Raw genomic sequence first — 13716 nt, 5'->3', positions numbered from 1 at the left:
TTCCGTGCAAAATAATGATGTAACCTTTAAGCACATTAATGTGCAACAAGTGGCTGAAGGCTTGAACAATCAACAATACGTAATCGTTGATATTCGTGACGCCAATTCTTTCAACACCAGTCACATACCTGGCGCGGTACATCTGACCAATGACAATTTGACAGACTTTCTGCATCAGGCAGACTATGATGTACCGACGGTAGTGTGTTGTTATCATGGAATTTCTTCGCAACAAGCGGCGCAATTTCTGATCAGTCAAGACTTTACCGACGTATACTCTATGGATGGGGGATTTGAACAATGGGCATTACTCCACCCTGATAAAGTAGAGCGCTAATATTGGACGCTAAGATGTCGTTTTGTCCTGACACTAGATCATTGAGCGACAACGAATAACAACCAAACAGAGCACAAAACATGAATGAATTGGTTCCCCTGGTCAAAGTAAAGCAGTCTGGCATGGCAAAAATCTTTGTCCGTTATCTGCAAAACCTGGGAATCGATGCGGACAGTCGCCCGGCAGCAAGTGATGAAGAAAATCAGGCGCAGTTTCCACATGTTATCTACTGTGAACCCGATAAACTAGAACAGGCAAAAGCGGAATTTTCCGATTTTGTCCGTAATCCTCATCAAAGTAAGTTTCAAGATTCCGCCTGGCAAAGTGGCTCAAGTCTGGACATTCGTTCAGGTCAAAAACTATCTAAAGAAATTGTCAGCAATTTAAAAGCCAAAGCAGGCTGGTTTACGTTATCTGTTTTTGCCATTTGCTGGCTGGTTTATTTGTATTCTCTGGTGGCCTTTAATGCCTCGTTCGACGCCCTGAAATTCAATCAACTCGGCGATATTGCACAAACCATGGATCAACCTTGGCGTTGGTTAACGCCGGCAATCTTTCATTTCTCCTTTTTGCACATTGCATTTAACACCCTATGGTGGTGGCAATTAGGTGGGCAAATAGAACAGAATCTGGGCGTTGGCCGCATTGCGATATTGTTTATAGGCTCTGCCCTGCTTTCCAATACCGCCCAATTCTATGTGTCCGGCCCCAATTTTGGTGGTCTTTCCGGCGTTGTCTACGCGACAGTAGGGTTTGTCTGGTGGTTTGGCTACCTCAATCCTGGCCACAAGATACATCTGGAAAAGCCAATTGTAGGATTCCTATTGTTTTGGCTGGTATTAGGGTATACCGATTTTATGCCAATCAATGTTGCCAACACCGCGCACTTGGTTGGCTTGCTATCGGGAATCGCCTACGCCTTTATGGTGCATTTTAGTCAAAAAAGTCAACGTAACAGCAGTCGAAGTGACAGTGAACTCTAATCTAGAAAAATTAAAACAGCAGTTTCCCATTGGCCTCGATGTAAATTGGGTTGATGCTTCCTTATCGCCTAAGCAATCCGTGCTCAGCGACTGGCTATTAGATCCAACCTCACTCACCGCCCGGTTAAAACGCCACTGCAACGATTTTCGAGTTCTGTTGCTAGGTCAGGCATTACAAGCTTGCCCTTCCCATGAGGCCATCAAAGGCGAACGTGACACGACCGGTATCGGCGAGGGTGAGAAAGTGCTGGTGCGTGAAGTATTGCTCTATTGCGATGAACAACCGGTGGTTTTTGCCCGTTCATTGTTACCCTCAAGCTCGTTAACCGGAGATCAAAGGACGTTAGCCGAACTTGGTGAGCAACCTTTAGGTCAGGTGTTGTTTAACAACCCAAAACTCACCCGCAAAGTGCTTCAGGTGGCCGAAATTGCTCCGTCTCAACGCGTCTGTGAGCTAGCAAAAATGGCTAACCTTGAAGTGACGCACTCCTTGTGGGGCCGCCGCTCACTGTTTCATATCGAAGAAAAACCTTTGATGGTGGCTGAGGTCTTTCTTCCTGGCGCGCTGGCGTATCAATAAGAGAAATCAAAGGGTCAGGTGGTGGCGAGGTTATTTAGCCACTTCTTCGATGCGACGCGCCAGCCAAATAATGCTAATTTGCAGACTTCTTCGGAATAAGAAACCACGACGACCCAAAACAGCGGCAGTTGCAAGTAGAAAGCGGCGAGCAGCGTAAGCGGAATACTGACCAACCACATACCTGTAGTATCGATATAAAGACAAGCTTTGGTTTCACCACCGGCTCGCAGCATTCCCATCGCAAACGTCATATTGCTGATTTTAATCCAGGCGCCCAGAGCAATAATTAAAAACACATCGCTGGCCATCTCCAGCGTCGATGCAGGCAAATCCGCAAACGGGATAAACACCCAGCTTTTTATGGCGTATAACAGGGCGCCACCAACGATAGCAACCAGCGGCGATAAGAACGCAAATGTTCGGGCGATGGACCAGGCTTCATCAATTTTGTCAGCCCCCAAACGCTGACCAACCATAATTGCGCAGGCAGACGCGAAGCCAAAAAACATTGAAATAAACATGCCCTCTACCGGCGCTAACACACTCATCACCGCCAGCTCTTGGGTGCCCATTCGACCAAATATAAGTTGATAGACAAAGGTCCCTAACGACCAGACACCAAAGCCAAACATCATCGGCCACACCAAAGCCACGAGCTTTTTCCAGGCCTGAATATCACGTAAGCTGCTGACATCGTGCCGCGATGGTTTAACTGGATGCTTCATTGCGATTAAAAACCCTACTAAGATAACCAGATGCATAAGTCTGGAAACCGTGGTGGCTATCGCGGCACCATCAACCCCTAAGGGTTCTATCCCCAACCCGCCATTGATTAGCCAATAATTGAGAATGATATTTAGGACAATCGCGATGGCGCTTAAAACCATCGGAAGCTTCACCTGATTCATACTGCGAAGTGCATTTTCAAACACTAAGATACCAGCGATAAAAAACAGGCTCGGCATGGTGATCCATAGATAACTCTCACCTAAACCAATGACTTCATTGTCAGTGCTGCCTAGGCCCATTAATTGATCGGCATAAGCAAAATTCAGTAGCACGATAGGAATTAATGCCAGTACCGCGACGCTGATGCCCATCAATATAGAGCGACGCATTTTCGCCATGTTACCAGCGCCAAAATACTGTGAAGCCAACACACCGACACCCCAGGCAACTCCCATCACAATAACCAGCACCACGAACTGAATACGGTTGCCAAGACCTACGGCAGCGACGGCAGCATCCCCCAACTGGCTCACCATCATGATATCAATCATCCCCAGCATGGTAACCAATGTTTGCTGTAAAGAGATTGGCCAGGCGAGTTTGATGCTGGCTTTGACGGATTGCATATTTAAAAAAGGCATGTGGTAATTTTAAGTGTTTCGTAAAAAGATGGCTGTTAGAATATAGTCCGCATTGGGAATAATGTATCCGTACCGTCAATCTACCTTGGTGTAAAAGACGGCAAGTTTATCACTATTCCCCACATTAGGAAGAAATACTCCTGACCCATATAGATGCGTGCTGCCAACACAGCTGGCGCTATGCAGCAAGTGAATAACAACAAAGTGAGAATTGTAGACGTGATCACAAACTGGTTTGGCACTTTTGAAGGCATTAAACAAATCACCCGAATGGACAAGCCTATTGGCACCTACCTGCTATTGTGGCCAACCCTTTGGGCACTTTGGGTAGCTGCAGAAGATTTTCCTGGCTGGCATTATTTTATCGTATTTACCGTGGGCGTATTTGTGATGCGCAGCGCCGGTTGTGTGATTAATGACTACGCCGATCGCCACGTCGACGGCAAGGTTAAACGCACCGAACAACGACCATTAGTCAGAGGATTAATCACTGAGCAGCAGGCGAAAAACCTGTTTTTGTTACTCATCAGCATCGCTTTTTTTCTGGTCCTGAGCCTGTCCTGGAAAACCATCGCATTGTCCATCGTTGGCCTGCTATTGGCCAGTTGTTATCCATTTATGAAACGCTATACCCATTTCCCGCAAGTGGTTCTTGGCGCCGCATTTAGTTGGGGCATGATCATGGCATTTATGGAAATTCGAGGTTATGTGCCGCTTGAGGCCTGGTTATTATTCGCCGCCAATCTGGTTTGGACTGTCGCTTACGACACCATATATGCCATGGTCGACAGAGATGATGATGTTAAAATCGGCGTTAAATCGACAGCGGTGTTATTTGGTCGCTTCGACAAATTTATCATAGCCATGATGCAGCTATGCGTATTGGCATTGTTGGTATGGCTGGGCCAGAGACTACAGTTTAATATGTTTTATTATCTGTCTGTGGCTTTTACCGCCGCCTCATTTATCCATCAACAGTACCTGATTAAAAACCGCAACAGAGATAACTGTTTCCGGGCATTTTTAGATAATCATCATGGTTTGTTGTATATGCTGATTGGCATTTTATTGCAGTATCATGAGTTCTACTAATCTAGAGCCTTTAAATTCTCAGAGTTCTTATGGTTTGTTGACGCTCTTCTGTCTGGTTAATCACCCGGCTTCTTTAATGACATCCATAAACGCCTTACCATAGCGGTTGAGCTTAGTATCTCCGACACCGGAGATACTCAAAAATTCCGTGCTATTGGTCGGTTTAAGGCGAGCCATTTCCATCAATGATGCATCATTAAATACGATAAATGGTGCAATATCTTCTTGATCTGCCAACATTTTACGAAGCTCACGAAGTTGTTTAAACAATCCTTTGTCATATTGATTTTTCGGTTTATTTTGTTGCCAGTAACTCGCATGTTGTAAACGCGGACGGGCCAGCATTAAGGTTTCCTTTGCGGTGATAACCGACCGGGACGCTTCGGTCAATTGCAGTGCCGATTGCTGTTCAATATCCTGTTGCAATAACCCCAGATGAATCAATTGGCGAATAACCGAAAACCAGTAGCCCCGGGTTTTGTCCTTGCCAATACCAAAGGTGGAGACGGTTTCATGACCTGCTTGTTTTAGTCGGTCGGTATCCCGACCACGTAATACATCAATCACATAGTGAATATCACCTGACTGGCCAATGCGATATACACAGGAAAGTACCTTCTGGGCGTCGACGGTAGCTTCGTAACGACTGGGTGGGTCGAGACAAATATCGCAGTTACCACAACCGGCATGGGTGTATTCAGCAAAATAGTTTAGTAATACCTGACGACGACAGGTTTGTGCTTCGGCAAATCCAGCCATGGCACTAAAGCGCTGTAATTCCACCGCGGAACGTTGTTCATTATCGTTGTCATTGATACGTTTCTTAATGCGATCAATATCCTGATGATCGTATAGCAATAGTGCTTCCGCTTCCAAACCATCACGACCAGCGCGGCCTGTTTCCTGATAGTAAGATTCCAGGGAGCGCGGCAGTTCGTAATGCACCACAAAGCGAATATTTGGTTTATTAATCCCTAATCCAAAAGCAATCGTTGCCACGACTATACGGATATTATCTTTGGTAAAGCCATCCTGGATAATACTGCGCATATCGTTTTCCATACCCGCATGATAAGCCGCGCAATTGATCCCTTTCTCCGCCAATTCCTTAGTCAGTTTATCGACCTGCCAGCGTGAGTTGCAGTAGATGATGCCACTGTCTTCGCTGTTCTCCCGCAGATAATCCAACAATTGACGTTGGCCATTATATTTTTCGGTCAGGGTGTAACGGATATTGGGACGGTCAAAGCTATCAAGCAATACAAATGGATTGTGCAGATTCAATTGCTGCAATATATCTTTACGGGTAGTGACATCCGCGGTAGCCGTTAACGCCATAATTGGCGTATACGGGAAATATTCTTTTAAGCGGCCCAATTGCGTATAAGATGGGCGAAAATCATGCCCCCATTGGGAAATACAGTGGGCTTCATCAATGGCGAAAAAGCTGATTTGCATTTGCGTTAAGCTTTGCAAAAAATAATGGGATAACAAGCGTTCAGGAGCAACATACAAAATTCGCACATCGCCTCGGCCAACCCGCTGCATAGTGTCATTGATGTCGGCACTATTCATACTGCCATTAACGTAAGCGGCGCTGATCCCCTGGCGTAATAAACCATCAACCTGATCCTTCATCAACGCAATCAGCGGCGACACCACAACCGTTAAACCCGGCATTAAGGTAGCGGGCAATTGGTAACATAAGGATTTACCCCCGCCCGTTGGCATAAGCACCAGGCAGTCACGCTGATTCATCAACTGCTCGATAACTTGTTTTTGACCTGAGCGAAATTGCTCATAACCAAAGACATGCTTTAATGAGTGCAGTAAATCCGGTGTTTGTTGGGTCGTATTTGCGGTGGTCAAATTGAAATATCAGGTTTATTTTTTCAACCATTTTACCCCAGAGCCCTGCTATCTCGGTAGACATTTATCGGGAAATCTTTAAGCTACTGAAATTATACAAGTCTGAAACAGTACTAACGGACTGTTTCTGCTGTCGAGGGAGACTGCGTCGGATAGAAAACCTAGTCACCAACAGGTTTTCGGGTGACAGCTGACGCGGTGACAGCAAGGGCTTTAGTTTTTTTATTAGCGGTACTGACGCTCAGGTTCTGTTGTCGAGGAGCAGTTATCGAGGAGCAATTTTCGGTGACAACAAGGGCTTTAGTTTTTTTAATTAACCTGACCGCTCTGAAGTGTGTCAGGACTCTCATCATTCACAAGGATTCTTTATGGATAAAAATCAAGTATTGGCGCAAGTAACCCAACTTTGGAATAACAATATTCCGTTTAATCAACTGTTGGGTTTTACAATCACCAGGATGGATCCGCAGGAATCAGAGATTCAATTTCAATGGAAACACGATCTGATGGGAAATCCGGTCCAGAAAATTTTGCACGGAGGGGTGATCGCATCGGTTTTAGATATGGTTGGCGGTGTTGTCGCCGCAGCGAATATTATCGAAAATCTGCCGGAGCTCAATGACACGATAATCCATGACAAACTATCACGGATGAGCACCATTGATTTACGCACCGACTTTTTGCGCCCAGGCAAAGGCGAGCTGTTTATTGCTACCGCCAAAATCATTCGCAAAGGCAGTAAAGTAGCGGTCGCCCGTATGGAGTTACATAATCAAAAAGGCACCCACATCGCCTTCGGCACCGGTACCTATATTGTCGGCTAATCGTGTTTGCCGACTGTAGATTCCCTGTATACAGAGTCACTCTTGGTTAATCGGCAGATATGCTTGAAATCAGGAGTCGAGAACTTCAACCGGGCCATGATCGTCACAATGACCATTGTGGACATGATGCAAGCGTCCGTTAACCAAATAGTCAATATGATCACCGTGAGGCACGGCCTCATGTCCACAATCAGGACCATGCACATGACCTGATTCACAGCCGCAATCCATCGGATGGCAACCATCCGGATTTTGCTCACTCACTTCAATGTTATGTTCGTCATAGTGGTCACCATGTGGGCAATGTAAATGCCCATCGTGGATATAGTCGACGTGATCGCCATGTTTTATCGCTGTGTGGCCACAGCCTTTGCCATGTTGATGAGAGTGTTCGATGTGGGGATGATTACACTGTGCCATAAAACCTCCGACTTGGGGTAATGCGAGGATAAACCTTTACTCAATTAAGCCTAGTAATACTCATTCTAAATGCAAGCCAGGTATACGGGATGGTTTCACTGCCGTATACCGCTGTGCTAAAATCGCCGCCTTTTTAGCTCGCACATAAAATTCATCCATGCATCAACAAAGTGAAACAAAATCAGGGATCATAAACGCCGTTTGCGCGTATACCATTTGGGGGCTAGCGCCGATTTACTTTAAGTTATTGCAACAGGTAGCGGCCACGGAAATTTTAATGCATCGGGTAGTTTGGTCCTTTGTTTTACTAGTTGGGATAATCGTGGTAATGGGCAACTGGCTAAAAGTAAAAGCCATTTTTCAACAACCTAAAACGTTACTCTGGCTTGGATTTACCGCTGTAATACTCGCGATAAACTGGTTGATATTTATCTGGGCGGTCAACAACAACCATATTCTCGAAGCCAGTCTAGGCTACTATATCAATCCGCTGCTGAATGTCGCTCTCGGTATGATCTTTCTCGGCGAGCGTCTTTCTAAATGGCAGGGAGTCGCCGTGTTATTAGCCTTTATTGGAGTGATGATTCAACTTATTAGTCTCGGCTCTGTACCTTATATTGCTTTGGCGCTTGCCGTATCCTTTGGTGTTTACGGCTTACTTCGTAAAAAGCTTATGGTGGATTCCGTCTCAGGTCTGTTTATCGAATCCGCCTGGTTGATGCCGGCCGCACTCATCTATTGGATGATGTTTTTAGACACTCCAACCAGTCATCTGACAAACAATGACATGAATCTTAATCTGCTACTCGTTGCTGCAGGCATAGTAACTACCGCCCCGTTACTATTCTTTACTGGCGCAGCTAAACGGCTTACTCTGGCGACTCTCGGGTTCTTTCAATATATAGGCCCAAGCATTATGTTTATCATCGCCATCAGCGTTTATCAGGAGGCGTTAGTGTTTGAAAAGCTGATTACTTTCGCCTTCATTTGGTCAGCTTTGGTTATCTACAGTTTAGATTCCTACAAAAAGCACCGGATCACGAAAGCATCAATAAACAGATAGCCATTAAGCAAATTATCAATATAATAACAAAGGGAGATAAGCTCCCTTTGTTAGTTTTTCTCTTTATGCTGGATTTATACCAATTTCATGACGTTCATAGAAAAACCTCAATATTATTGACTGGCATGCTTGATGCGCTCTTCAAACTCCGGATGCGTAGACAGGTACTTAAACAAGGATTCAATATTTTCATCTCCCATAGATTCTTGCAACGTCTTCATCGCAGTAGCGAACGCTTCAGGGTCGGCTCCTATGGTACGCAAATGGTCAATTGCAAATTGGTCCGCTTCACGTTCTAAATCACGAGAATATTTGTTCTGCATCAAGGTTAAGGCGGTCCCCGAAAACAGTTCGGCCATGCCTTCCAAATCACCAAAAAAGTAAGTGATCATCAAACTGGTGCCGACAGACTCTGTCATCATACGCAAACTATGACGCTCAACTACATGGCCGATTTCATGCAGTAAAATTGCATTTAACGCATCGGGGTGTTCCTTAAACAGATTCGCCAGGTCATCAGTGACCACTACAGTTCCACCCGGTAAAGCAAATGCATTGGCTCCGTAAAATTCACTTTTTTTAATGAGCAGTTCAAATTGCTGCTTATCGACAGGCAAGCTGGTTAATACACGATTCCAGCCATCCTGAATTTTTAATTGATGCTCAGAATCCAACTGCGAAGGTTCAATAATCTCTCCTTCGAATATGTCCATTACCTGTTCATCGATGTTACGACTCACCGATGAGGGTATCATTTCCGCCACACCCATAGCAGCCGTTGGGATCACAGAATTAGTCAACCAATAGAAGCTAATAGGGAGCAGAATAGTCGCAATCAGACACGCCCATTTATTACTTTCCAGCCATGCCAATAAACGATTACCTGTGTCTTTGCGGTACAGAGACATTGCCGTTAGGCTGTCTCTGGCAACTTCAATTTTACTACCATCTTGAAGAGTAATTTCGCAGGGCAAACTAGGCACTGGTGGTTCAACGTCGAGATCCTGAATACTTTCAAAACGAGCAGGCGTTTCACCTTCAGGTTCAATCTTTAATCGACCATTGACCAAGGCTAATGTTACTTTGCAGGTTTGATTACTACCTGCAAAGTACATGATTCCGGAATCCGTCATTAGGTAAGCGCTACATCGACATCAAAGACGTTTGCAACTTCATCGCCAATCGCCGACGATTCTTCGATAATTGAGTCGATTATCGGGTCGATATTTTCCTGAATGTTCACCTGGGTACGATCTACTGTATAGTTAGCCTTTCTCACTTTCGTCCACGGAAATGCCAGACCTAATGTACAAATTAACGCCAATATATTGGTGATTTGTAGCCATGCTAATGAGCCAAACTGGAATGTTGAACCAAAGGTTGCGACTGCTTCTAGTTCTGTATTATCAAACAGGTAATTGCGCACGATAGATTTATACAATGCCTGAACAAAGGTGAAGAAGATCAGGTAAAAACCCATCATAACGATGGTAAACATAGCACTAGCACCCTGCTCACCTTCCAGGTTTTTTAAATCCATGGAAGTGCCGAACAAAGCAAAAATCACACCTAGGAATATAAGTAGCCCGATGGAGAGGCCTATGGTAGCAAATGTCGCCATGTAATAGGTTCCTGCAGAAGTGTCTGCATTGAAGGCTTTATTACCATAGCGAGTATTATCAACAATGAACTTATCGATACGTTTCATAACCCAAGGCATTAGAAGGTATAAAGTAAATACACTGGCAAAAGGTAACAAGATAAAGTTTACTGCCGCGTCCCATGCTTTCCCTTTAAAATCAAAACGCACATTGCGATAACTTGTCATGCGCATATTAAAACGAATACTCGCGCAAATTAAAAAAGGCATAATGAATAAAAATGCCAGAGATGCAAATAGTCCTGCAACCGGTGCAAATATGTTCAAAGCGTAAAATCCACCAAACAAAACAACGGCGATAATCCGCCCCTTGAGAATTTGTAATGGTTTTGCCAAATAGCTAAAGCGATGACCATCAAGTTCAGTAAGGCTATAAAAATAACGATTGGTGCGTACTTTAGCCCATGCAGAATAAATTCCCAGCGTGAGAATACTCAGCACAACATTAACGACCCAGATTTTAAAAAATTCTCCTGCCTTGCCGTGAAAATTAAAATTTACGGGTTTAGGTGTAGATGACTCTTGCGATTCCGCAGGAGCTTGATCGATTGCAGATTCCATATAAAACGTTCCATTTTGTTTTTATTTATTATTGCAATATTGGCAAGTAAACTGAGTCAGCGAAGATGATTTTTTGATCAATGCCGGAGTTCAGGTGTGGGGGTAATTGGAACTAGGTTAATCCCGATAAGACTAATAGTTCCAACCACTTGCACAATCGTGAAACAGCCTCGACTGTTGACAGTATTTTGTGCAATTTATTATTAAAAATCAACCAGGTTTTGCAGTAGTTATATCAAGGGAACTGTTGATAAACACGACAAGTGTTAGCACTAAATTGCTGTTAAATGCGCGTAAGCAACGACCAACCATTTGCTGCCATGCTCAATAAAATTAACCTGAACCCGCGATTGAGCGCCGCTGCCTTCAAAGTTTAATACCGTGCCTTCGCCAAACTTGCTGTGGCGCACTTGCTGTCCCAATTTAAACCCTGTATCAGCAAAGGTATCCAGCGAAATGGTATTGGCAAAACGACCTGTGGTTTTGGGTTTTACCGCCTGGTTTTTCATCCGGATTTCATCAAGATACTGATCCGGGATTTCCCGCAGGAAACGGCTCGGACGATGGTATTTTTCCTGGCCATATAATCGACGTGATTCCGCATGGCACATATACAGTTTTTCCATTGCCCGGGTCATGCCGACATAGCAAAGACGACGTTCTTCTTCCAATCGGGATATATCATCACCCGACTGTTGTGATGGGAACATACCTTCTTCCATGCCAACCATAAACACCAGTGGAAATTCCAGCCCTTTAGCAGAATGCAATGTCATCAGTTGTACTGCCGCTTCATACTCATCCGCTTGCGATTCCCCCGCTTCCAGAGACGCGTGGGTTAAAAACGCGGTCAGTGGCGTCATCTCTTCTTCCACTTCCGGATCCACCTCAAAGGTCTGACAGGCGGTCACTAATTCATTTAAGTTTTCAATTCGTGCGGCGGCGCGTTCGCCTTTTTCCGCCTGATACATGGCTTTGAGACCTGAATGCTGGATCACATGATTGGCCTGTTGGTCGAGATTCAGATTCAGGGTGTCATCTTCCAGTTGATTAACTAGATCAATAAAAGTTTTGATCGCTTTTGCCGGGCGAGAAGACAACTGCTCTGCATCAATCATGCGAATACAGGCTTCCCAAAGCGTTGAACCATGGCTGCGAGCGGCATCACGAACTAATGACAATGTCTGGTTACCGATACCCCGAGTCGGAGTATTGATGATCCGTTCAAAGGATGCATCGTCATTGCGGTTGTTCATCAATCTCAGGTATGCCAGGGCATCTTTAATCTCCTGACGTTCGAAGAATCGCAAACCGCCATATATCCGATAAGGAAGCTGCGCCTGCAACAGGGCTTCTTCGAGCAACCGCGATTGCGCATTGGAACGATACAGAATCGCCACATCATCAAGGCTATTGCCTTCATCGAGCCACTGCTTAATGCGGCTACTGACAAAGCGCGATTCATCCAGGTCATTGAACGCGGTATACACCGAGATGGATTCGCCATCGGCATCTTTGGTCCACAGATCTTTACCAAGGCGATTATTGTTATTGCTAATTAAGGCATTTGCGGCATTCAGGATATTACCCGTGGAGCGATAGTTTTGTTCAAGGCGAATGGTTTGCGCGCCTTCAAAGTCTTTTAAAAATCGCTGAATATTTTCAATTTTTGCGCCGCGCCAGCCATAGATTGACTGATCATCATCACCAACAATCATGACATTGCCGTGTTCGCGGCCAAGTAGGTTTAACCAGGCGTATTGAATTGCATTGGTATCCTGAAATTCGTCTACCAGAATGCGTGAAAAGCGACGCTGATAATGCTCAAGCAAAATCGGATTGTTCAGCCATAATTCATGGGCTCGAAGCAGCAGTTCGGCAAAATCTACCAAACCGGCACGATCACAGGTTTCCTGATAAATCTGGTAAATTTTCTTAAAGGTTTCTTCCGTCGGGTCATACTGAGCATCAATATGTTTGGGGCGTAGTCCTTCATCCTTTTTCCCATTGATGTACCACATCGCTTGTTTCGCCGGCCATTTTTTTTCATCAAGCTGTAACGAACGAATCACCCGCTTTAACAAACGCAACTGATCGTCAGAGTCGAGAACCTGAAAACTTTGTGGCAATTTTGCTTCTTGAAAATGCATTCTTAACAGACGGTGGGCTAATCCATGGAAGGTACCTATCCACATGCCATGAATATTGCTTCCCACGGCCTGTTCCACCCGGGCACGCATCTCTGCCGCTGCTTTATTAGTAAAGGTAACCGCCAGAATGCTGTGCGGGGAGACATTTTCGACCCGCATCAGCCAGGCAATCCGGTGTACTAATACTCGGGTTTTACCACTGCCCGCGCCTGCCAGAACCAGCATATTTTGCGCCGGAGCCGCCACCGCTTCCCGTTGCTTGTCGTTTAACGAATCGAGTAATTCAGAGACATCCATAATGAAATTTATTGCTCACAGCCTGATTGATGAGTATGACCCGGACGTTTTAGGGTCGATTTACTGTGGGACAGTATACCAGTATTTTTAATACTGTATATAAACACATAACATTACCACCCTATCAATATGGTGGTAATGACTGGGAATTGGAATTTCCCTAGAACGTATCGCAAGCGATACTCCAGGCACGTGACCGAAAACGTCACATAGAGTTCGCTGATGGTACCGGCTTGGAGTACACGTTGTTTCGAGTGAGGTAAGCGTCGCTGGTGGAAGGTGGGAGGTGGAAGAAACAGCAAAAACTCTTGCGTCATGCCGTGATACTACACGGTATCTAGGGCGAGAGCCGAACGGCTCTGATGTGCCAACAACGGGAGTTAAAACTCCCTGAGTACGTATCGTAAACGATACTCCGAGTACGTGGCAGAATATGCCACTCCGAGCACACAATCAAAGATTGTTCCGAGCACGCGACAAACAGCGTCGCTCCGGGTTAAAAGCAATAAA

At 45.1% G+C, this 13716-nt stretch carries 12 protein-coding genes; 6 read left to right on the top strand and 6 right to left on the bottom strand.

Translation table 11 applies throughout. The annotated features are described in order from the left end of the window. Positions 1 to 4 precede the first annotated feature (4 nt). From glpE to ACHUFQ_RS11405, 3 genes are all read left to right on the top strand, one after another. Positions 5 to 337: a thiosulfate sulfurtransferase GlpE gene (gene glpE / locus ACHUFQ_RS11415; protein WP_394175664.1), complete on the top strand. Its 333-nt coding sequence runs from the start codon at positions 5 to 7 to the stop codon at positions 335 to 337. A gap of 80 nt (positions 338 to 417) precedes the next feature. Next, positions 418 to 1320, top strand: a complete 903-nt coding sequence (gene glpG, locus ACHUFQ_RS11410; RefSeq protein ID WP_394175662.1) for a rhomboid family intramembrane serine protease GlpG — start codon at positions 418 to 420, stop codon at positions 1318 to 1320. Then, a complete protein-coding gene (locus tag ACHUFQ_RS11405) occupies positions 1310 to 1900 on the top strand; it encodes a chorismate--pyruvate lyase family protein (RefSeq protein ID WP_394175660.1) in 591 nt (196 codons plus the stop codon). Before glpG ends, ACHUFQ_RS11405 begins: the two co-directional genes overlap by 11 nt. Positions 1901 to 1914: 14 nt before the next feature. Here the strand turns inward: ACHUFQ_RS11405 and ACHUFQ_RS11400 are convergent, their stop codons facing one another. Further along, positions 1915 to 3270 carry an MATE family efflux transporter gene (locus ACHUFQ_RS11400; protein ID WP_394175659.1) on the bottom strand — a complete coding sequence of 452 codons (1356 nt, stop codon included), beginning with the start codon at positions 3268 to 3270 and terminating at the stop codon, positions 1915 to 1917. A 180-nt stretch (positions 3271 to 3450) separates the two neighbouring features. On the opposite strand from ACHUFQ_RS11400, the gene ubiA reads away from it, so the two are divergent. After that, entirely contained in the window at positions 3451 to 4362 is a 912-nt protein-coding gene (gene ubiA, locus ACHUFQ_RS11395) for a 4-hydroxybenzoate octaprenyltransferase (protein ID WP_394175657.1), read from the top strand. A gap of 60 nt (positions 4363 to 4422) precedes the next feature. On the opposite strand, the gene recQ is transcribed toward ubiA, so the two are convergent. Beyond that, entirely contained in the window at positions 4423 to 6231 is a 1809-nt protein-coding gene (recQ, locus tag ACHUFQ_RS11390; protein WP_394175655.1) for a DNA helicase RecQ, read from the bottom strand. Positions 6232 to 6599: 368 nt separating this feature from the next. Here recQ and ACHUFQ_RS11385 point away from each other — a divergent pair, with 368 nt between their 5' ends. Then, positions 6600 to 7055, top strand: coding sequence for a thioesterase family protein (locus ACHUFQ_RS11385; RefSeq protein ID WP_394175654.1), 456 nt, complete (start codon positions 6600 to 6602; stop codon positions 7053 to 7055). Positions 7056 to 7124: 69 nt separating this feature from the next. On the opposite strand, the gene ACHUFQ_RS11380 is transcribed toward ACHUFQ_RS11385, so the two are convergent. Then, on the bottom strand, positions 7125 to 7475 hold the full coding sequence (locus ACHUFQ_RS11380; protein ID WP_138320161.1) for a hypothetical protein: 351 nt from the start codon (positions 7473 to 7475) through the stop codon (positions 7125 to 7127). 157 nt (positions 7476 to 7632) lie between these two features. Here ACHUFQ_RS11380 and rarD point away from each other — a divergent pair, with 157 nt between their 5' ends. Further along, complete coding sequence (gene rarD, locus ACHUFQ_RS11375; RefSeq protein ID WP_394175652.1) at positions 7633 to 8538, top strand: EamA family transporter RarD; 906 nt, start codon at positions 7633 to 7635, stop codon at positions 8536 to 8538. A 113-nt stretch (positions 8539 to 8651) separates the two neighbouring features. Here the strand turns inward: rarD and ACHUFQ_RS11370 are convergent, their stop codons facing one another. The 3 genes from ACHUFQ_RS11370 to uvrD form a co-directional block, all read right to left on the bottom strand. Continuing rightward, positions 8652 to 9671 carry a M48 family metallopeptidase gene (locus tag ACHUFQ_RS11370; protein WP_394175650.1) on the bottom strand — a complete coding sequence of 340 codons (1020 nt, stop codon included), beginning with the start codon at positions 9669 to 9671 and terminating at the stop codon, positions 8652 to 8654. Then, the gene (locus ACHUFQ_RS11365) at positions 9671 to 10759 is read right to left on the bottom strand and encodes a YjgN family protein (RefSeq protein ID WP_394175649.1); all 1089 of its coding nucleotides are present in this window, start codon (positions 10757 to 10759) and stop codon (positions 9671 to 9673) included. Before ACHUFQ_RS11365 ends, ACHUFQ_RS11370 begins: the two co-directional genes overlap by 1 nt. Before the next feature lie 272 nt (positions 10760 to 11031). Further along, positions 11032 to 13206, bottom strand: coding sequence for a DNA helicase II (gene uvrD / locus ACHUFQ_RS11360; RefSeq protein ID WP_394175647.1), 2175 nt, complete (start codon positions 13204 to 13206; stop codon positions 11032 to 11034). Between the last annotated feature and the right edge of the window lie 510 nt (positions 13207 to 13716).

This window comes from Thalassotalea litorea, from assembly GCF_043642205.1.
Lineage (GTDB): Bacteria > Pseudomonadota > Gammaproteobacteria > Enterobacterales > Alteromonadaceae > Thalassotalea_A > Thalassotalea_A litorea.
This window is presented reverse-complemented; position numbering and strand designations above follow the sequence as displayed.